This is a genomic window from Leifsonia sp. NPDC077715 (assembly GCF_040686855.1).
GTDB lineage: Bacteria > Actinomycetota > Actinomycetes > Actinomycetales > Microbacteriaceae > Leifsonia.
Map to the genome: position 1 here is coordinate 337,181 of NZ_JBFBOG010000002.1, position 19,882 is coordinate 357,062.

Annotated in this window: 19 protein-coding genes; 10 read left to right on the forward strand and 9 right to left on the reverse strand. The window is 70.1% G+C overall.

The features are described 5' to 3' along the window. Positions 1 to 2: 2 nt before the first annotated feature. Entirely contained in the window at positions 3 to 1,151 is a 1,149-nt protein-coding gene (locus AB0P25_RS08590) for an ROK family transcriptional regulator (protein ID WP_363806645.1), read from the forward strand. Between the two features lie 60 nt (positions 1,152 to 1,211). Continuing rightward, the gene (locus tag AB0P25_RS08595; RefSeq protein WP_363806646.1) at positions 1,212 to 1,583 is read left to right on the forward strand and encodes a hypothetical protein; all 372 of its coding nucleotides are present in this window, start codon (positions 1,212 to 1,214) and stop codon (positions 1,581 to 1,583) included. Here the strand turns inward: AB0P25_RS08595 and AB0P25_RS08600 are convergent. Continuing rightward, positions 1,543 to 1,833 (reverse strand): GNAT family N-acetyltransferase, encoded by a 291-nt coding sequence (locus tag AB0P25_RS08600; RefSeq protein ID WP_363806648.1) that lies wholly within the window; start codon positions 1,831 to 1,833, stop codon positions 1,543 to 1,545. The two genes, AB0P25_RS08595 and AB0P25_RS08600, sit on opposite strands and share 41 nt — an antisense overlap. 100 nt (positions 1,834 to 1,933) lie before the next feature. Here AB0P25_RS08600 and wecB point away from each other — a divergent pair, with 100 nt between their 5' ends. Continuing rightward, a complete protein-coding gene (gene wecB, locus AB0P25_RS08605) occupies positions 1,934 to 3,100 on the forward strand; it encodes a UDP-N-acetylglucosamine 2-epimerase (non-hydrolyzing) (protein WP_363806651.1) in 1,167 nt (388 codons plus the stop codon). A gap of 93 nt (positions 3,101 to 3,193) precedes the next feature. Further along, positions 3,194 to 3,760, forward strand: coding sequence for a sigma-70 family RNA polymerase sigma factor (locus AB0P25_RS08610; RefSeq protein WP_363806653.1), 567 nt, complete (start codon positions 3,194 to 3,196; stop codon positions 3,758 to 3,760). 18 nt (positions 3,761 to 3,778) lie between these two features. Here AB0P25_RS08610 and AB0P25_RS08615 read toward each other — a convergent pair whose 3' ends face one another. Next, positions 3,779 to 6,070, reverse strand: a complete 2,292-nt coding sequence (locus AB0P25_RS08615) for a LuxR C-terminal-related transcriptional regulator (RefSeq protein ID WP_363806655.1) — start codon at positions 6,068 to 6,070, stop codon at positions 3,779 to 3,781. 131 nt (positions 6,071 to 6,201) lie between these two features. Next, positions 6,202 to 6,426 carry a hypothetical protein gene (locus AB0P25_RS08620; protein ID WP_363806657.1) on the reverse strand — a complete coding sequence of 75 codons (225 nt, stop codon included), beginning with the start codon at positions 6,424 to 6,426 and terminating at the stop codon, positions 6,202 to 6,204. Positions 6,427 to 6,882: 456 nt separating this feature from the next. Between AB0P25_RS08620 and AB0P25_RS08625 the strand changes: the two genes are divergently transcribed. Then, positions 6,883 to 8,001 carry a trypsin-like peptidase domain-containing protein gene (locus AB0P25_RS08625; protein ID WP_363806659.1) on the forward strand — a complete coding sequence of 373 codons (1,119 nt, stop codon included), beginning with the start codon at positions 6,883 to 6,885 and terminating at the stop codon, positions 7,999 to 8,001. Positions 8,002 to 8,016: 15 nt separating this feature from the next. Here AB0P25_RS08625 and AB0P25_RS08630 read toward each other — a convergent pair whose 3' ends face one another. The 4 genes from AB0P25_RS08630 to AB0P25_RS08645 form a co-directional block, all read right to left on the reverse strand. Further along, on the reverse strand, positions 8,017 to 8,298 hold the full coding sequence (locus AB0P25_RS08630) for a hypothetical protein (RefSeq protein WP_363806660.1): 282 nt from the start codon (positions 8,296 to 8,298) through the stop codon (positions 8,017 to 8,019). Between the two features lie 178 nt (positions 8,299 to 8,476). Continuing rightward, positions 8,477 to 10,513 carry a sigma-70 family RNA polymerase sigma factor gene (locus AB0P25_RS08635; protein ID WP_363806662.1) on the reverse strand — a complete coding sequence of 679 codons (2,037 nt, stop codon included), beginning with the start codon at positions 10,511 to 10,513 and terminating at the stop codon, positions 8,477 to 8,479. A gap of 87 nt (positions 10,514 to 10,600) precedes the next feature. Next, the gene (locus AB0P25_RS08640; RefSeq protein WP_363806664.1) at positions 10,601 to 11,293 is read right to left on the reverse strand and encodes a M23 family metallopeptidase; all 693 of its coding nucleotides are present in this window, start codon (positions 11,291 to 11,293) and stop codon (positions 10,601 to 10,603) included. Positions 11,294 to 11,363: 70 nt separating this feature from the next. After that, positions 11,364 to 12,062, reverse strand: a complete 699-nt coding sequence (locus AB0P25_RS08645; protein WP_363806665.1) for a phosphatase PAP2 family protein — start codon at positions 12,060 to 12,062, stop codon at positions 11,364 to 11,366. Between the two features lie 190 nt (positions 12,063 to 12,252). On the opposite strand from AB0P25_RS08645, the gene AB0P25_RS08650 reads away from it, so the two are divergent. The 3 genes from AB0P25_RS08650 to AB0P25_RS08660 all read left to right on the forward strand — a co-directional run bounded on the left by AB0P25_RS08650 (position 12,253) and on the right by AB0P25_RS08660 (position 15,340). Then, on the forward strand, positions 12,253 to 13,977 hold the full coding sequence (locus AB0P25_RS08650; protein WP_363806668.1) for an MDR family MFS transporter: 1,725 nt from the start codon (positions 12,253 to 12,255) through the stop codon (positions 13,975 to 13,977). Positions 13,978 to 14,000: 23 nt separating this feature from the next. Continuing rightward, positions 14,001 to 14,501 carry a MarR family winged helix-turn-helix transcriptional regulator gene (locus AB0P25_RS08655; protein WP_363806670.1) on the forward strand — a complete coding sequence of 167 codons (501 nt, stop codon included), beginning with the start codon at positions 14,001 to 14,003 and terminating at the stop codon, positions 14,499 to 14,501. A gap of 62 nt (positions 14,502 to 14,563) precedes the next feature. Then, the gene (locus tag AB0P25_RS08660) at positions 14,564 to 15,340 is read left to right on the forward strand and encodes a hypothetical protein (RefSeq protein WP_363806671.1); all 777 of its coding nucleotides are present in this window, start codon (positions 14,564 to 14,566) and stop codon (positions 15,338 to 15,340) included. A 3-nt stretch (positions 15,341 to 15,343) separates the two neighbouring features. Here AB0P25_RS08660 and AB0P25_RS08665 read toward each other — a convergent pair whose 3' ends face one another. Next, positions 15,344 to 16,354, reverse strand: a complete 1,011-nt coding sequence (locus AB0P25_RS08665; RefSeq protein ID WP_363806672.1) for a PHP domain-containing protein — start codon at positions 16,352 to 16,354, stop codon at positions 15,344 to 15,346. 47 nt (positions 16,355 to 16,401) lie between these two features. Between AB0P25_RS08665 and AB0P25_RS08670 the strand changes: the two genes are divergently transcribed. Both AB0P25_RS08670 and AB0P25_RS08675 read left to right on the forward strand, forming a co-directional pair. Then, entirely contained in the window at positions 16,402 to 16,971 is a 570-nt protein-coding gene (locus AB0P25_RS08670; protein ID WP_363806673.1) for a dihydrofolate reductase family protein, read from the forward strand. Positions 16,972 to 17,007: 36 nt separating this feature from the next. Further along, a complete protein-coding gene (locus tag AB0P25_RS08675; protein WP_363806675.1) occupies positions 17,008 to 19,350 on the forward strand; it encodes an excinuclease ABC subunit UvrA in 2,343 nt (780 codons plus the stop codon). Positions 19,351 to 19,356: 6 nt separating this feature from the next. On the opposite strand, the gene AB0P25_RS08680 is transcribed toward AB0P25_RS08675, so the two are convergent. Then, positions 19,357 to 19,827 carry a GNAT family N-acetyltransferase gene (locus AB0P25_RS08680; RefSeq protein WP_363806676.1) on the reverse strand — a complete coding sequence of 157 codons (471 nt, stop codon included), beginning with the start codon at positions 19,825 to 19,827 and terminating at the stop codon, positions 19,357 to 19,359. Positions 19,828 to 19,882: the final 55 nt, after the last annotated feature.

A 19,882-nucleotide genomic window follows, 5' to 3' on the forward strand; every position in this document is an offset into this window, starting at 1 on the left:
CGATGAGCTCTGGCCCGGGAGATGTGCTGCAGCTGATCCGCCGTTCCCAGGCCACGACGCGTCGCGACATCCAGCAGGTGACCGGGCTCTCCCGCGTGACCGTGGCCCAGCGGGTCGACGCCCTGATGGATGCCGGCCTCGTCACCGAGGTGGCGGGCGGAGGCGGGGCGACGGGTGGGCGTCGGCCGGATCGGCTGGCCTTCCACTCGGAGCGGTCCCTGCTCGCCGTCGCGGCTGTGGACACCGCTCACTCGCGGACGGCCCTCACGGACCTCGCAGGGCGGGTGCTCGCGACCGACACCCTGGACGTCGCCATCGGCGACGGCCCGAAGGCGGTTCTCGATGCGCTGGCGGCCTCCATCCGGCAGCTGATCGACGCGCACGCGGGTGACAGGAGGGTCGTCGGGTCCGGTATCTCGGTGCCCGGCCCGGTCGACCCGAAGACGCGTCGTCCGGCGCAGCCGCCCATCATGCCGGGCTGGGACGGCTACCCCATCGCCGATCACCTCAGTGACGCCCTCCCGGTGCCGACCTTCGTCGAGAACGACGCCGACGCGATGGCGTTCGGAGAGCAGTCCACCAACTTCCCGGACAGCAACGCCGTCTGCCTCGTGAAGGTCTCCACCGGTATCGGATCCGGTCTGGTCATCAACGGATCGGTGTACCACGGCATCGACGGCGGCGCCGGCGACATCGGCCACATCCGGCTCGCGGGCGAGGACGCCATCTGCCAGTGCGGTTCGCGCGGCTGCCTGGCCGCCGTCGCGAGCGGTCGCGCGGTGGCGATGGCCCTGAGCGAGCGCGGGTTTGCGGCCGCCTCCGGCCGCGATGTGGGCCGGCTGCTGCGCGCGGGCAACGTCGAGGCGCTGGCCCTGACGCACGAGGCCGGGCGGCGCATCGGCGAGGTGATGGCCACGGTCGTCTCGATGATCAACCCGGGCCTCCTGATCGTCAGCGGCGACCTGGCGTCGAGCGAACTCCTCGGCGGCCTGCGCGAGACGCTGTACCCCCGTTCCCTCCCACGGGCGACCCGCAACCTTGACATCCGGCTGGGCGCGCTCGGTGCGGATGCCGGCCTCATCGGCATGGCCCGCATCGTCACGGACGCGCTCTACTCCGCCGAGGCGATCAACCACCAGTTCGCGGTCTGAGGGGCCTCACTCGCCGTCGTCGCTCAGGAAGCCCACAGGCGCTCCGGTACCCTTGATGCCGTGAATTGGTGGGTCGTGGGGATCGTCGTGGCGTTCGTCGCCGTGATCGTCGTCGCCGCGAAGCTGGGCTGGATCGACCTGTCGAACAAGTCGCGCCGTGGCTCCGGGACGATGAGCGGCGCCATCGGCGGGTCGTTCGACGAGATCTTCGCGCCCACCCGCCACGAAGCGCAGCAGGAGATGGACCGCCAGACCCTGCTGCCCGCGCCCGCGCCGCTCCCCGGCGACCGCGGCGAGGACGGCTGGCAGGGCGGCAAGATCACGATCGACCTCGGACGCGCCGGGCACGGCCAGCGGGTCGAGGGACGCGACCCCAGTGAGGACGGACGCGCTAGCGCGTCTGCAGGTCCGCGTAGTCGGGATGCTCGCTGAGCCAGCTGCGCACGTAGGGGCACGAGGCGATCACGCGGCGGTCCGAGTTCTCCCGCACGTCGTCGAGCGCCGTCTGTACGAGGGTCGACGCCATCCCCTTCTCACGCTTCTCCGGATCCACCTCGGTGTGGGTGAAGACGATCGCGTCGTCACGCAGGTCGTACTCCGCCACGCCGATCACCTCGCCGTCCTGCAGGAGGGCGTAGCGGGACTGGTCGGGCTGGTTCTCGACGCTCAGGGTCGTGGTCATGACGCCACGCTACCCGCTCCCGATCGCGTCAGGTTCGACGGTCTCACGACGTCTCTGTAGATGAAGGGGCACCCGAACTCCCCTTCAGGAGGAGACCCTGATGATCACGGTGATGCTCGTCTACGGCACCCGACCCGAAGCGATCAAGATGGCGCCCGTCGTGCGGGCGCTGCACGAGTCGCCGCTGTTCCGCCCCATCGTCGTGCTGACCGGCCAGCACCGCAGCATCCTGGACCAGGTGAACACCGTGTTCGAGGTGGAGGCCGCCCACGACCTCGCGATCATGTCGCCCAACCAGACCCTGCACGACATCACGGTGCGCACCATGACCGGTCTGCAGCCGCTGTTCGACAGCGAGACGCCGGACGCCGTCCTCGTCCAGGGCGACACCACCTCGGCCATGGCCGCCGCCATCGCCGCGTTCGAGCGCAAGATCCCGGTCGTGCACCTCGAGGCCGGCCTGCGCGGCGGCGACCTGTTCGACCCGTTCCCGGAGGAGCCCAACCGCCGCATCGTCGGACAGATCGCGAGTCTCCACCTTGCTCCCACCGATTACGCCCGGCGTAATCTGCTCGCCTCGGGTGTGCCGGAGAAGCGCATCGCCGTGACCGGCAACACCGTGATCGACGCCCTGCACCTGATGCTCGGGCGCGAGCCGGAGTTCGAGGACGCGCGCGTCGCCGAGGTCGCCGACGGTGAGCGTCCGATGGTGCTGGTGACCGCCCACCGGCGCGAGAACCACGTGGCGCCCATGGAGCGCATCGGCGCGGCCGTCCGCGTGCTCGCCGGCCGGTTCCCCGGTCACGACTTCGTCGTCCCGGTTCACCCGGACCCCGCGGTGCGCACGCACCTGCTGGCCGCGCTGGGCACCGCACCCAACATCCTGGTCACCGAGCCGGTGGCGTTCACCGACATGGTGCACCTCCTCGATCGCGCCACCCTGGTGCTCACCGACTCGGGGGGCGTGCAGGAGCTGGCTCCTGCGCTCGCCACGCCGGTGCTCGTGCTGCGCGAGACGACCGAGCGGCCGGAGGCCGTGCTCGCCGGCATATCGCGGCTCGTCGGCACGAACGTCGAGACCATCGTCGAGGAGGCCGCCGTGCTGCTCGACGACCCCGTCAGGCACGCCGCCATGGCGCAGGTCGCCAGCCCGTTCGGCGACGGGCACGCCACCGAGCGCACCGTCGCAGCGCTCGACGCGCTGCTCGCAGGTGGCGTCCGGCTTCCCGACTTCTCGGCTGAGGCGGTCTCGGTAGCGGCTCCGTAGTCCTCCCGATCCGGTCCGATGACCACCCGACGGAGTCTGTGGTCACCGGATCGGGGAGCTCCCGGTCCGGGCCACACGACCGAGGAGACAGTGATGACCGCCACCGCCGCCCGCCCCACCGACCTGCACCTGCTGGACCGCGTCCGCGCCGGCGAGTCTTCGGTCTTCGGCGAGCTCTGGAGCCGCTACCAGGGATGGGCGCACCACGTCGCCCGGACCGTCACCGGCCGCTACGACGCGGAGGACATCGTGCAGGAGGCGTTCGCCAAGGTGCTGACCTCCCTGCGCAACGGCAACGGTCCGCGACAGGGCTTCGCCGAGTACCTGCGGACCGCGATCCGCAACGTCGCCGCCACCTGGGGCGCACGCGACTCGCGCGTGAAGCTGGTGCCGATCACCGACGACTCCATCGCAGGAAGCTACGAGTTCGACGTCGCGGACCTCGGCGACTGCGAGGGCCCGTTCCGCAGCCTGCCGGAGCGCTGGCAGCGGATCCTGGTCCTCACCACCCTGCAGGGCCGCTCCCTCCAGGAGGCCGCCCGTGCGATGGGCATGACGGACGGCGCGGCGGCCGCCCTCGCCGCCCGCGCTCGAAAGGGCCTGCGCGAGGCCCTGGCCGAGACGACCGGCGGCCCGGCCGAGCACGCCCTGGCCGCCTGATCTCCCCGGTGAGCGGTCTCAGCGCGACTGCTCCCGGTACCAGACCGCCAACTCGGTCCGCGACCGCAGCCCCAGCTTCACCAGAGCATTCTGAACGTGCGTCTCGACCGTCCGGATGGATACGAACAGCTGCCGCGCGATCGCCTTGTTGGTCTCGCCGTCGGAGACATACGAAGCGACCTGCGACTCCCGCGGGGTGAGGACCGAAGCGCGCGCCGAGGCTGCCATCGCCGCAGGAACACCCGCTCGCGTGTGCGCTTCGACGACGCCGTGCAGGGCGTAGTCGATGCTCTCGTCTTCGCTGAGCGCCGCGCCATAGGCGTAGGCCTTCTCGAACGACTCCGCGCCTAGCCGGTGCCGGAGCCCGCGCTCGGTCCCGGCCAGCTCGACGAAGTAGGGCGGGTAGTTCATCCGGATCGCTCCGACCTCGCGCCACCGCGCCGAGGCTGCGCCGAGCAGCGTGGCTCCGCGCTTCGGCTCCGCCCGCTCGCGGGCGACCTCGGCCAGCAGTTCCAAAGCCTGAGCGACGCCCACCCCGTCGTCCAGGCCGCGCTTGAGGACGAGCGCGTCGCGCGCATCCCGGTCGGTCGCCGCCAGGTCGCCGGCGGCAGCCTTCGCAGTGGCGCGCGCCGTGAGCGCGAACGAGCGTTCGAAGCTCTCGCCGACGAGTAGACCGCGCTCGAGAATCGCGGCAACGACCTCGTCCCCCTCCTCCCAGCGCCCGAGAGCGTGCAGGCGTGCCGCCAGTCGTTGCGGCGAGTTCAGGCGGCCGAACCGGTACGCCTCCTCGCCGAGGTCGTCCATCAGCCCCTGCAGGATGAGGACGGCATCCGCGTCGTCCGTGTCGGCGGCCTCCTCGGCACTGAGGACCGCCGCGGCCGAATCGCGCCAGACGGCTCCGTCCACGTCCGGGATGCGGTCTCGTGCTGCCGCTGCGGCACGCAATTCGGCCCGGGCGAGACCGGGCTTCTCCGTCACGGAGAAGACGAACGCGCGCCAGGCGTGGCCAACGGAGCCCCAGTACGCCGACGGCTCTCCCGAGTCGAGCGCCGTTCCGAGCCAGGTGGTCAGCTCGTCGGCGCTGCCGTGGATCAACCACGCCTGTCGACTCGCCGTCGAGGCCAGTTCGATGGCGTCGTCGGTGGACCCATCGGCTGCCGCCGTCGCGACCGCGCGGCGGATGTTGGGGACGTCAGCGCGCAGGCGACGCGTGATGGCCGGCTGCCGACTCGAGAACCAGTTGTCCTCCGCGTCGTGGAGCCGCGTCAGCATGGCCGCGACGAAGGTGCGCCTCGCCTCCCCGGCGTGCTCGGCGTGCTCCGCCCCGAACTCCCGCAGAGCCGGCAGCAGCTCGTACCGGACGCCGTCCTCGGTGCGGCGGCGGTGGACCACGGATCGGCGGATCAACTGGCGGAGCGCTTCGCGAGCTTCGCGGGAGCCGCCGGCCCCCGGCAGCGCCATCGCCTCACCGAGTTCGAGGTCCCACCCGGCAGCGAGCACGGCCAAGTCGCTCCACACGCGACGTTCGGCGTGCGAGCACCGGTTCCAGCTGTCCTGGACCGAGGTCCGCAGTGATCGGGTGGGCGAGTGTGCCGACGCCAGTGTCTCGAGCTGATCGTCCATCCGGTGGGCCAATGTCTCCGCGTCCATGAACTGCAACTGCGCTGCGGCGAGTTCCAGCGCGAGCGGCACACCGCCGGTCGACGCGCAGATCCTGAGTACGGATGGGAGGGTGCGCTCGTCCAGACTGAACAGCGCGTCCGCGGCGGTGGCCCTGTCGACGAACAGCCGGACGGCGTCGCTCGTCGCCGTCAGGTCCTCGGACCGGAACGGGTCGAGCGTGACGACGGTCTGCGCGGTCGACGTGAGCGGTTCGCGGCTCGTGGCGACGAAGCGCACGCCGGGGCACGCGGCGAGCACCAAGTCGACGAACGGCGAGATGGCGGGAAGCGCTTCGTCGGCGTCATCGAGGAGCAGGAGCGCGTCTTCCTTGCGGAGCGCACGGACCACCGCCCCGAGCGGATCGCCCTCTGTCGGCACCTTGATCCGATGGGCGACGGCGGTAGCCACGTCGGTGCCGCTCTCGCGAACATCCACATGCCAGACTCCCGAGACGGAGCGGGTCAGGCCCTCCGCCACGGCGACCGCCAGGCGGCTCTTGCCGACCCCGGCGCCTCCCGTGATCGTGATCAGTCGCGTCGGCGACTGCAGGAGGCGGCGGATCAGCGCGACCTCTTCCCGCCGTCCGACCAGCGAGTCGAACCGAACCGGCAGTCCGTGTGTCGACTTCGCGTCATGCTCCCGGGTCATGCTTCGTCTCTAATTCTGGAAGCTTCTACGGGCAGTGGCTTCTCTCATAGGGGTGGAGGGTGTCCGGCCGTTTCGGGTTTCGTCCGGGCAGACCCTCCACCCCGTTCCTCGAGGTCGAATGACGTGCGCTCCTACAAGTGGGGCTGATACGGCACCCAGACCTGAAGGTCGTACTCCAGCTCGATGCCCGAATACAGGCGCAGCGTCCAGTGGTGCGAGTTGCCGCCGGCGAACTGGCCGGTGACCGTCTCGGTGGTCCAGTCGCCCTGGTCGTCGCGACTCCATCGGATCAGGCCGACATGCTCGCGGAGACGTGGGGGGTGCGGTGGGTGGATGTAGTCGTTCTCGTCGGCCATGATCGTCTTCCTCCCGGCCGGAGATTCCCTAGCTCCCCGGCGCGACGAGCCCATGTTGCACCACCACCCGGTCTCGCGCACTAGGCAAGTTCTCCACTGTTGCTCATGGAGGTCCCTCGGGTCCGGTCAGTGGCCATTCGAGCTCCACTCCTGACTTCAAATGCACCCGTACGACCCCCTCGATGACCACGACGTGATCGACCTCCGGCCGGCTCAGGAGGGATTCCCAACCGGCCGCGCCGTTGTCCGGCATGCTTCTGTCGTCGCTCACCGCCTTCACCCCTTCCCCAGCCTTGAAGACGTGCAAACAGGTTCAGCTTGACTCGTCACCGTGCTGATGGCTAGAGGGATGAGAGAGCTCGAAGGGTACGAACCGGAGCCTCCGGCAGAACTGTCTAGCCAATCGAACCCGCGCGCGATCAGCATGAGCGGCACGAGGGTGAGGAGGCAGCCGATATGACACCTACAGGCGACGAGCGTTCACATCAGCCCGGCCGTTTCCCCGTCTGGGCCATCATCCTCCTCGCGCTCATCGGCGCGATCATCCTTCTCGGCGCCGGTGTCCTCGGAGGGCTCTCGTTCCGCTCGGTCGGGATGATCCGGGGTCTAGCGACCACGCCGGCGGCTCCTCCCGAGAATCCGTCGGTCTGCGACGCGGAGCGCGTCGCTCGCGATGTGCTGCCGACGATCGTCACCATCGGGGTGACGGCGGCTGACGGCTCGGGCGGCACGGGCAGCGGAGAGATCATCACGGCGGACGGTTACATCCTGACCAACAACCACGTCATCGCCCCGGCCGCGGAGGGCGCCGAGATCGTGGTGCTGTTCAACGACGGATCGACCCATCGGGCGAAGCTCGTCGGCCGCTCCCCGCGCGCGGACATCGCCGTCGTCAAGGTCGAGGCGTCGTCGTTGCCGGTCATCCAGCAGGGGAACTCGTCGTCGCTGCAGGTGGGTCAGCCGGTTGTGGCGTTGGGCGCACCCCTCGGACTCTCGAGCACGGTGACGACCGGCGTGGTGAGCGCGCTGGGGAGGACGGTCCCGGTGCAAGGGGAGGGCGACAGGAACGCCGTGCTGGCGAACGCCATCCAGACCGACGCCTCCATCAACCCGGGCAATTCGGGCGGAGCGCTGGTCGACTGCGATGGGCGGCTGGTCGGTGTTAATTCGGCGATCGCGACGGTGCCGGGCGCGACGGGTGTCGCGGGCGGAGGCAGCGTCGGGATCGGATTCGCGGTGCCGGAGGCGGTGGCCATACCCATCGCCGAGCAGATCATCAAGACTGGAAGGGTGACGTACCCGACGTTCGGGATCGGCGTGACGCCGATCCAGCCCGGATCGAGCGGGTCGGAGCAGAGCGGCCTCTACGTGCAGTCGGTCACCGCGGGTGGCCCGACGGCGCAAGCGGGGATCCGACCGGGCGACATCATCACCGAGGTGGACGGCAGACCCGTCGGCAGCATCGACGATCTGACGGCCATCCAGTTGACGAGGAAGCCCGGCGACGACGTGAAGGTGACCTACGTCCGGGACGGGACCGAGAAGAGGACGACGGTGACGCTGGGGGAGGGCTGAACCGGCAGAGGGTGCTCAGGCGGGGTGCTCGAATTCCAGGGCAGTCTTGAACCGGTCGATGATGCGATAGCTGTCGCTGGGCCCGGCCTCCTCGACGCGCACGGTGTCGTAGACGCGGAAGTCGAGGTCGCGCAGTTCTGTCAGCCGGTCGGCTCGCTCGTTGAGGAGGGCCGACCGGAGAGGCGAGGCCGGGTCGCGCGGGATGAGCGGCGTGACCAGCTCACCACGCCAGCCGTCAGTGCTCGCGCTGACGAGTTCGGCTGCCCGCTCGCGCGGGTTCCAGGCGGGGGACCCCATGGCATCCTCTCGGTCTGCATCGTTCATGAGGAGCGGCCCGGGCCCGGCACCCGACGCACGGACCGGGCCGCTCCTGGTGGGGGACGCCCCGAGAGCGCCACCCAGGGAGAACACGAAGCCCGGAACGCGCTCTCCAGTACTTAAGACGTCGGTCGCCTCCGGATATGACGCGATTCGCTCACCTGCACAGCTCCCATTGGGTGCGGATCTGCTCGGCCGTCAGCGCGATGCGGTAGACGGCGGCGAACGCGAGGGTTCCGGGGAAGGCGCGCGTGTTCGGCGTCTCGGCGCCCCAGTTGGCGAGATTGTCAGCGCCGACGCGCCAGTAGCCGGCGAAAGCGTGGCCGCTCGTCACCGTTGGATCCGCCGCGACCTGCTGACCGTCGACGAAGAGTGCCATCCCATCGCCGGACAGGGTGGCCGTCACCTGGTGCCAGGCTCCGTCGGTGTAGGACGTTGCGGAGCTGATGGTGTGGACGGTGCCGGGAAAGACACCGAAGACGACCCGGCCGTCATCGGTGAGGAACACGTGCCGGTCGTAGGCCCACGATGTGCCGCTGACGTCGGAGCTGAAGCCGAGAAGACGTCCGCCGCCGCTGTCGGCACGGAACCACACCTGCACCGTGAACACATCGGTGGCGGGGCGGAGCACGCCGTCGCTGAGCGACCATCCCGGTGCGGAGCGGGGCTGGTCGTAGCGCCCCGTGACCCCGTGGACGAAGTCGATCGCGGTGGTCGCGTCGTCCGACTCGTCGAGGCGGTACGCGAACACCGTGTCGTCCTCGGTTACCGACCGTACGGCGGCTTCGCAGCCCGCCGGGGTGGATGCCGGGGGTGTTTCGGGTGAGCCGGGGGGTGTCTCCGGTGTAGCGGGGGGCGTTTCCGGTGAGCCCGGAGGCGTTTCCGGTGAGCCGGGGGGTGTTTCGGGTGAGCCGGGGGGTGTTTCCGGTGAGCTCGGGGGAATCTCCGGTGAGCCCGGGGGCGTCTCGGGTGTCTCCGGTGACACTTTCGGAGCCGTCCCCGGAGCGGTGACGGTCGGCGGAACCGCTGGAGCGGCCCGGGCCGGGCCGACGTAGGCGCCAGTGCCCTCGGCCGGTACGGGGTGCTGTGACGGCTCGGGCACGTCTACCGGCGCGACGGCGTCCGGCGCGACGGCGTCCGGCGCGTCCTGGGCGGGCTGCGAGAGAGCGTCCGCATCCTGAGCGTCGGTGGGCTTCGGCCTGCTCTCGGCCGACGCGGCCGGGACCTCCGGACCGGCCGACCCGGTAACGGCCGCGGTCAGTGCGACCGCGGTGATGACGCTGGCGGCGACCGTGGTCACCCCGACGGACGAGCCGGACGCAGCCGACTGGAGCAGGTGGCGCAGTCGCCCGCTCCGCCCGGCCAGCGTATATGTGGGAAGCGTCGCGGCCACCGCGCCGCTCGACTGCCCGGACGCCCAAGCGCTGTAGCCCACTGCGCCCGAGACGCCCAAGAACAGCGGAAGCAGGCCGAGCGCGAGGCGCGAACCGACGTGGTCGGCCTCCTCGGCCGCCTGGGTGCAGGAATCGCACGTGTCGAGATGGGCGGCGACGCGGCGGTGGTCGGTCCGGGAGAGTCGCCCGCGAACGTAGGAGCCGAGCTTGGCGACCGTCCACGTGTGCGCCGGGTCTTTCCCGTCGGCCTCGGCGAGGTGCGCGGTGATCCACGCCTGCCGCAGGCCCTCGCGGGCGCGTGCGGAGAGCGCGGAGACGGCGTTGGGGGTGAGACCGAGGAGGGGGGCGACGTCGCGTGGCTGCATGTCCTCGACCACGGTGTACCAGAGCACTTCCTGCCAGCTCTCAGGCAATGTGTAGAAGGCCTCGGCGACGGTGTCGCGCTCGATCCGGTCGAGGGCGGTGAGCTCGCTGTAGGTCCAGTCCTCGACGATGTCGGGGTCTTCGATGTTGGGAGTCGCCTTGCGTCGCGACCAGTCGATGGCGACGTTGCGCACCGTGGTCGCCAGATACGACCGGAAGCCCGAGCGCGGTCCGCTGCCTTTCTCGATCGACTTCAGGATGCGCGCGAACGCCTCGGACGCCAGGTCGTCCGGTTCGAACCGGCCGGTGACGGAGGCAGCCATCGCGCGGCCCGCGTTCCAATGTCGCTTCCAGAGGATGCCGTAGGCGGGGGAGTCGCCCTCGCGGGCGCGTTCGATCAGCTCCGCATCGGAGAGGTCGTCGAGTTCTCGGGTCATGAGGGTCGGGTTCCTAATGGGCAGAAAGGGGTCTTACTCACTGAGACGCGCATCAGGTGCGGTTCATGACGCGACTTTGGTGAAATTTCAGTGAGCGTGCTGGTGCAGCCAGCCGAGCGGGTCGTGCTTGTTCCCGTCCGGCGCGATCACCTCGAAGTGGAGGTGCGGCCCCGTCGAGACGCCGGTGCTGCCGACCGCGGCGATCGGCTGTCCGGCCGCGACCGCCTGCCCGACGGCCACCGTGGCGGACCCGTCGAGCAGGTGGCAGTACCGGGTGCTGACCGAGCCGACCCGCTCCTCGTGCTGGATGATGACCTCGACGCCGCAGGCGCCGGCGTCGACCGGGACGACGTGGCTCACCGTTCCGGCGGCCGCCGCGACGACCGACGCTCCGGCCGGCGCGGCGAAGTCCAGTCCCTGGTGGAAGGTGGAGGCGCCGGGAGCGGGCGCCTCCCGGAGTCCGTAGTAGTCGGAGATGTCCGCCGCCCCGGCGACAGGCGACACGGCGGCGGGGGGAGGCGGCGGCGCGGGGGCGGGGTCCGGAGCGGGCTCCGGCTCGACCGGCGCGGGCCCGGGGGCAGGCTTCTCCTCCGGCTTCTCCTCGACCAGCTCCGCCGCCCAGACCGCCGGCCGCAGCTCGCGGAGTTCGGCACGCGTGTCCGGGACCACCCGCAGCGCGGGGACGGGAGCCGACGCGGTCGCGGCCTGTGCCGACGCGACGCCGCTCGGCGTGGCGACGAGGACGGTCGCGAGGGCGGTGGCGGAGAGTCGACGGAGCATGGCGCACCTTTCAGGAGGGGATCGGTGACTTCACGATCCCGGTCCCGATGCGCCCGGCGATTCCGTCGGACTACCGAGGAACTGCGTATTCCCGCTGCCACATGCCCGCCGGCCGACGATCGAGGCGGCGCGTGGCGAGGTTCCACAGTCCGGCGATGAGGAGCGCGCCCGCGACGCCGTTCAGGATTCCGCCGATCACGTCCGTCCCGTAGTGGACGCCGACGTACAGGCGGGACCAGCCCACGGCGAGCACGAAGAGGGCGCCGATCGCGATCACGACCGCGCGGGGCACGCCGCGGACGGCCATCGCCAGCGCGGTCACCAGCGCGGCGGCGAACACCACGTGCCCGCTCGGGTAGCTGAGGGTCGCGGGCGAGATATGGAGAAGGTGTGTCAGGCCGTCCATGGTCGGCCTCGGCTGCGCCACGACGGTCTTGACGACGAGGGTGGTCAGCCAGCCCGCGCCGGTGGTGACGCAGACGCCCAGGGCGCGCCGCCACCCGAGTGCGAAGAGCAGCACGACGAAGACGACGGCGAGGATGACCGCCACGACGACCGGATGATCGAGCCGGTCCAGTACGAGCGCCGCGTTGTCGAGCAGCGGCGAGTTGACGCGGTTCACGGCCGCGTCGAGGCCGGCGAACCGCAGGCCGACGACCGCCTTGGCCGCAAGCCCGAGGCCGATCGTGAGCACGAACAGCACGACGGTCCACACGATCCAGTGGGAGGGCGTGAGCAGTGACCAGGTGCGGGCGCGGCGGGAGGGCATCCTTCGAGGGTAGGGACGGGTCCGCCTCCCAAGCTGGGCAACCTCCCGTCGGGGCTTCGAGGATGTTCAGGCGACGGGATAAAACCTTGCAGTCACGGAAATAATGCAGCGATGCATGCTGTTAGTTGACTTTGGTCACCTATGTAGATATGGTTGATCGCAGTCAACCAATTTGTGTCGAAGGATCCACATGTCCACCACCCTCTCCCGGGACGCCTCACCCGCGGCGATGTCGCATCGCCAGGTGCTGGAGTCCCTTTCCGGGCTGCTGCTCGGAATGTTCGTCTCGATCCTCGCGGGCACGGTCGTCTCGACCTCGATGCCGCGGATCATCTCCGAGCTCCACGGCGACCAGACGGCCTACACCTGGGTCGTCACCAGCACGCTGCTCGCCACCACCGTGTCCACCCCGATCTGGGGGAAGCTCGCCGACCTGCTCAACCGCAAGCTGCTCATCCAGCTCGCACTCGGTCTGTTCGTCGTCGGTTCGGCGCTCGCCGGGTTCTCGCAGAACACCGACATGCTCATCGGCTTCCGTGTCGTCCAGGGCCTGGGCGCCGGCGGTCTGACCGCGCTGAGCCAGATCATCATGGCCGACATCATCAGCCCGCGCGAGCGCGGCCGCTACATGGGTCTCTTCGGCGGCATCATGGCGGTCGGGACGGTCGGCGGCCCGCTGATCGGCGGTCTGCTCACCGACTCCGTCGGGTGGCGCTGGAACTTCTTCGTCGGCGTCCCGGTCGCGATCGTCGCCATCATCCTGCTGCAGATCACCCTGAAGCTGCCGAAGCGTCCCGCCCGAAAGGTCCGCATCGACTACCTCGGCGCCGTCTTCCTGGCCGCCGGCGTCTCGCTGCTGCTCATCTGGGTCTCGCTCGCGGGCAAGGACTTCGACTGGAACAGTGCCCAGACCTACTGGATGGTCGGCGGCGCGGTCGCGCTGCTGATCGCCTTCCTCGTCACCGAGCTCCTGGTGAAGGAGCCGATCATCCCGCTCGCGATGTTCAAGAACCGCACCTTCACCCTCGCGGTGATCGCGTCGATCTCGGTCGGCGTTGCGATGTTCGGCACCTCGGTCTACCTCGGCCAGTACATGCAGCTCGCCCGCGGCGCGACGCCGACCGAGTCGGGTCTGCTGACGCTGCCGATGATCGCCGGCCTGCTGCTCTCCTCCATGATCGTGGGTAACCTGATCAGCCGGTTCGGCAAGTGGAAGGGCTACATGATCGTCGGCTCGGTCCTGCTGACCGTCGGCCTCTACCTGATGAGCACGATCGCGTTCGACACGAACTACGTCGTCGTCTCGGTCTACATGTTCATCCTCGGCGCCGGCGTCGGCATGGTCATGCAGAACCTCGTGCTGATCGTGCAGAACACCGTGCAGCCGGAGCAGCTGGGCGCGGCCAGCTCCAACGTCGCCTTCTTCCGTTCACTGGGCGGCACGATCGGCGTCTCGGTGATGGGCAGCGTGCTCGGCTCGACGGTCGTCAACCTGATGAGCGACCGCAAGGACGACCTGCTCGCGGCCGCGGCGACGTCGGGTGCGAAGGGCGTCGCGGCGCTGAAGTCGCTCGCGAGCGGCCAGCTCCCCGAGGTGGGCACCCTGCCGACCGGCATCCGGACCATCGTCGAGTCGGTCTACGGCCAGGCTGTGGCGGGGATCTTCCTCATCGCCGTGCCGCTCGCCATCGTCACGATCATCGCCATCCTCTTCCTGCCGAACATCACGCTGGGCAGCAAGACGGCGATCGAGCGGATGAAGGAGAAGGAGGCCGGCGGCGAGTCCCCGCTGGAGTCCGCGGAGGAGAACGCGATCGAGGTCGCCGAGGCGCTGATCGGCGCACCCGGCACCGGCTCGATCACCGCCGTCCGGCGCGAGGGCGAGCGTCCCTCCGCCGCTGAGAACGGCCGCTAGACGGGCGCGTTATGATCGCGGCCATGGACAACACCGGACGGGTGGCGGCGGGCGACGCCGTCACCCTCTCGGTCGCCGACGAGGCGACCGGATCGACCGACCGCGCGATCGCGGAGGTCGAGGAGCAGTTCACGCGACTGTTCAACCAGGTGAGCACGGCGATGCGCGACCGCGCGGTGCACATCCACCCGGACCTGCAGCCCGGCGGGTACAAGCTGCTCTCCACCATCGTGCGCAACGGCCCCATCCACGCCGGGGCGCTGGCGTCGATGCTCTACACCGACAAGAGCGTGATCAGCCGGCAGCTGAGATTCCTCGAAGACATCGGCTTCGTCGAACGGCAGACCGATCCGGCGGACCGGCGAGCCAGCTTCATCGCGGCGACGCCGGTGGCGATCGAGAAGGTCAACGAGGTGCGCGCGGCCGACCAGGCCACCCTGTACCGCGGCCTGCGCCGCTGGGGCGAAGAGGACGTCCGGCGCCTCGCCGAGCTCCTGGAGCGGCTGAACGAGGTCACGCGCTAGGCGAATCCGCGCGCACGCTTCCGGGTGACGGTTCAGCGGGACGCTGGTACCCTTCGTCGGGTATGCCCCCCGCATCCACCCGCCTCCGCCCCCGCGGCCGTCGTTCGGCAGGCCGTCGCGCTGCCGTGCCGTCGCAGCGGGTGCGGATCCGACTGCCGCGGTCGCGTCGCCGGCCCGCGCTCTCGCTCGGGCACCGCGTCGGCGTGACGCTGGCGGTGATCGGACTGGTGTGCGGGTTCTCGATCGTTCCCACCGACGCGGCGCTCGCCTCCTCGCTGCGGGTGGCGCCCTCGACCACGGTCGCTCCGGGCGAGTCCGCCGGCACCGCGCGCGCGTCCGCCCCGCCGCAGGAGCTCCTGGTGGATGCGACGATCGCGGCTCCTGTCGTCAACCGCGAGAACCTGAGTGCGACCGACGGGCTGCAGACCCTCGCCCGCGTCGGCACCAACGAAGCGTGGGCGAAGCTGGTGCTGATGTTCGGAGGCTGGCCGCAGACCGACGCGAACGTCACGGTGATGCTGCGCTGGATGCGGCAGGAGAACGGTCCGCCGGACTGGTGGAACCGCAACAACCCGCTCAACAACGGGTACGGCTCGGGCGGCGGCGCCGGTCTCGGCAGCTACCCCGACCTCGTCACGGCGGCGGAGTACTGCGCCAAGAACCTGCAGCGCGGCTACCCCGACATCGTCGCCGGCTTGCAGGCCGGCGTCTCGGCCGACACCACGGCTGCCGCGATCTGGGCGAGCCCGTGGGCGACCAGCCACTACGGCAACGGCACGCACTGGAGCACCCGCCCGGTCGAGATCGTGCAGGCGCCGGCCTCCGCCTGGGGGCTCTAGGCGCTACGCCTTCGCCAGCCAGGTGCGGAGGCGGTCGAGGGGCCAGGTCGTGATGATGCGGTCGGCGGGGACGCCGTTCGCCGTCGCGCGCGCCGCGCCGTAGGCGAGGAAGTCGAGCTGGCCGGGCGCGTGCGCATCCGTGTCGATCGAGAAGAAGCATCCGGCGTCGAGCGCGCGCTGGATGAGGTCGTCCGGCGGGTCCTGGCGCTCAGGCCGCGAGTTGATCTCGACCGCGACCTGATTCTCGACGCACGCGGCGAAGACCGCGTCGGCGTCGAACTCGCTGGGCGGACGCGTCCCGCGGGACCCCTGGACGAGGCGACCGGTGCAGTGCCCGAGCACATTGGTGTGCGGGTCGCGGATGCCGCCGAGCATCCGCTTCGTCATCGTCCGCCGGTCGGAGCGGAGTTTGGAGTGGACGCTGCCGACCACCACGTCCAGCCGGGTCAGGAGCTCGGGCGTCTGGTCGAGCGTGCCGTCCTCGAGGATGTCGACCTCGATCCCCGTGAGCAGGGTCAGCGTGCCCGTGTCGAGGCCCGCGATGACATCGAGCTGCTCCTCCAGGCGCTCGGCGGAGAGACCGCTCGCGACGGTCAGAGTGGGGGAGTGGTCCGTGATGGCCTGGTACTCGCGGCCGAGTGTCGCGGCAGCGGCGGCCATGACCTCGATCGGGACGGTCCCGTCCGACCACTCGGTGTGGCTGTGGAGGTCGCCCCGCAGCTGCGCCAGCAGTTCGGCGCCGCCGGTGTCGAGAGGAGCGGCGTTGCGCTCGCGCAGGTCGGCGAGGTACGAGGGGACCTCGCCCTCGACGGCCTGCGCGATGACCTGGAAGGTGCGGTCGCCGATGCCCTTGGTCCGCTTCAGCCGCCCGTCGGCGACGCGCGCGGCCAGCTCGTCGTTCCCGATCCCGTCGATGGTGGCGGCGGCACGGCGGAACGCCTGCACCTTGAAGCTCGGGGCGAGCTCGCGCTCCAGCCAGAAGGCGATCTCGTTCAGGGCGTCGACGGCATCCATGCGCCCATGCTCCCACCGGGTCGGTGGCATCCGGTACCGTCGCGGGCATGGGGAGGATCGTCTTCGACACTGCGACCACCATCAACGGCTTCATCGCCGACGCGCAGAACTCGCTGGCGTGGCTCTTCGCCGTGCCGGGCGGCGAGGAGCCGGCGGAGGGGCTGCTGCCGGTCGACGCCACCGTGATGGTGGAGGGGCGGACCACGTACGAGTGGGTGCTCGCCGAGACCGACATCCTGGCGCATCCGGAGCGGTGGAAGGAGTTCCACGGCGAGCGGCCGTGCTTCGTCTTCACCCACGGTGAACTGCCGGTGCCGGAGGGCGCGGACATCCGATTCGTGTCGGGTTCGGTGGCGGAGGCGCTGCCGGCGATCCGCGAGGCGGCCGGGGACGGCGACATCTGGGTGGTCGGCGGTGGCGACCTGGCCGGGCAGTTCCTCGACGCGGGTTCGCTGGATGAGATCGCGATCTCCATCGCGCCGGTGGCGTTGGCCGGGGGTGCTCCCCTTCTTCCCCGGCGGGTGGAGTCGGACCGGCTGCGCCTGGAGTCGGCCGAGGCGATCGGGCAGTTCGCGCGATTGAGGTACAGGGTCTCTGGTCCGGTGTCGGACGTCTGATATACGGTGGGTCACGTACCAAGCGAGGGGAACAGCATGACCGCACCGGCCGATACGCACGACACCATCCGCGTGCAGGGCGCCCGCGAGAACAACCTCAAGAACGTCAGTGTCGAGCTGCCGAAGCGGCGGCTGACGGTGTTCACCGGCGTCTCGGGGTCGGGCAAGAGCTCGCTCGTCTTCGGCACGATCGCCGCCGAGTCCCAGCGCATGATCAACGAGACCTACAGTGCGTTCGTGCAGGGGTTCATGCCGTCGCTGGCGCGCCCCGACGTCGACGTGCTCGAGGGGCTGACCACGGCGATCATCGTCGACCAGGAGCGGATGGGCGCCAACGCGCGGTCGACCGTCGGCACGGTGACCGACGCGAACGCGATGCTTCGCATCCTGTTCAGTCGGCTGGGGCAGCCGCATGTCGGGTCGCCGCAGGCGTTCTCCTTCAACATCCCGTCGGTCGCGGGCAAGGGTGCGATCACGGTCGGTAACAAGACCGAGGTGCGCGAGTTCTCGCAGCTCGGCGGCATGTGCCCGCGGTGCGAGGGCATGGGCACGGTCAGCGACATCGACCTGACGCAGCTGTTCGACGACAGCAAGTCGCTCGCCGAGGGAGCGATCACCATCCCCGGCTACACCGCCGACGGCTGGGGAGTGCGCATCTACAGCGAGTCGGGGTTCTTCGACCCGGCGAAGCCGATCCGCGACTACACGGAGCAGGAGCGCCAGGACTTCCTCTACAAGGAGCCGACGAAGGTCAAGATCAGCGGCATCAACCTGACCGTCGAAGGGCTCGTGCCGAAGGTCCAGAAGTCGATGCTGTCGAAAGACGTCGACGCCATGCAGCCGCACATCCGCGCTTTCGTGGAGCGGGCGGTCACGTTCGCGCCCTGCCCCGAATGCGGTGGCACACGACTCAGCGAGGGGGCGCGCTCGTCGAAGATCGCCGCCATCAGCATCGCCGACGCGTGCGCGATGCAGATCACCGATCTCTCGGACTGGGTGCGGTCGCTCGACGAGCCGTCCGTCGCCCCGTTGCTGAAGAACCTGCAGCACCTGCTCGACTCCTTCGTCGACATCGGGCTCGGCTACCTCTCACTCGACCGGGCCTCGGGCACGCTGTCGGGCGGGGAGGCGCAGCGCACCAAGATGATCCGGCACCTCGGGTCGTCGCTGACCGATGTCACGTACGTCTTCGACGAGCCGACCGTCGGGCTGCATCCCCACGACATCCAGCGCATGAACGAGCTGCTGCAGCAGTTGCGGGACAAGGGCAACACGGTGCTCGTGGTCGAGCACAAGCCCGAGGCCATCGCGATCGCCGACCATGTGGTCGACCTCGGTCCGCGGGCGGGGTCGCAGGGCGGCGAGGTGGTGTTCGAGGGCACGATCGAGGCGCTGCGGGCGAGCGGGACGCTCACGGGACGGCACCTGGACGACCGCGCTCGGCTGAAGGAGTCGGTGCGCTCCGCGTCGGGGGCGCTCGAGGTGCGGGGCGCGTCGGAGCACAACCTGCAGGGCGTGGATGTGGACATCCCGCTCGGCGTGCTCGTCGTGGTCACGGGAGTGGCCGGGTCGGGCAAGAGTTCGCTCATCCACGGGTCGGTCGCGCCGCGAGAGGGCGTCGTGTCGGTCGATCAGGGGGCGATCCGCGGGTCGCGCCGAAGCAACCCCGCGACCTACACCGGGATGCTCGAGCCGATCCGCAAGGCCTTCGCGAAGGCGAACGGGGTCAAGCCGGCCCTGTTCAGCGCCAACTCCGAGGGCGCCTGTCCGAACTGCAACGGCGCCGGGGTCATCTACACCGACCTCGGGGTGATGGCGGGCGTCTCGACGGTCTGCGAGGTGTGCGAGGGCCGACGCTTCGACGCCTCGGTGCTGGAGTACACGCTCGGCGGTCGCGACATCAGCGAGGTCCTGGCGATGCCGGTCGCGGAGGCGGAACGGTTCTTCGCCGAGGGGGAGGCGAAACTGCCCGCTGCCCATGCCATCCTCGACCGGCTCTCGGATGTCGGGCTGGGCTACCTGACGATCGGACAGCCCCTCACCACCCTGTCCGGAGGCGAGCGGCAGCGGCTGAAGCTCGCCACCCACATGGGCGAGAAGGGCGGAGTCTACGTTCTCGACGAGCCGACGACCGGCCTCCACCTGGCCGACGTCGAGCAGCTGCTCGGACTTCTCGACCGCCTGGTGGACAGCGGTAAGTCGGTCATCGTGATCGAGCATCACCAGGCCGTGATGGCGCACGCTGACTGGATCATCGACCTCGGGCCGGGAGCGGGGCACGACGGTGGGCGGATCGTGTTCGAGGGGACGCCGTCGGAATTGGTGGCGCAGAGATCGACGCTCACGGGGGAGCATCTGGCGCGGTACGTGGGCGCGTGAGCAGCGCTACGAGAGGTCGAGCGTGAAGTAGGCGCTGTTGGGGTCGTCGGTGTAGTGGCCGAACGGCGGGCACGGGCGGAAGCCGGCGCGCTCGTAGAGCCGGCGGGCCGGAGCGAAGAAGTTCATGGAGCCCGTCTCGAGCGAGACCCGCTGCACGCCACGGGAGCGGGCGTCGGCGAGGGCGGCCTCGAGAAGCAGCGCCCCGATGCCCTGGCCACGGCGGAGAGGGTCCGTGCGCATGCTCTTCAGCTCGTCGTGGCTGGGTTCCAGGGTGGCGAGGGCGACCGTTCCGACGATCACGCCGGCGTCCTTCGCGGTCCACAGGCGGACGTGCGGCTGCTGCAGGCCGGCCAGATCCAGGGCGTGTCGGCTCTCGGGCGGGGAGGTGGTCTCCATGTCGTCCAGGTGGTCCTGCAGGAACGTTGCGAGGGCGGGATCGGCGAAGTCGGCGCGGCTGACGACGATGGAAGCGGTCACATCCGAGACCGTAGCGCGGCCGTATTTCGGGCGCGTTTCCGGGTCGCCGCGCGGT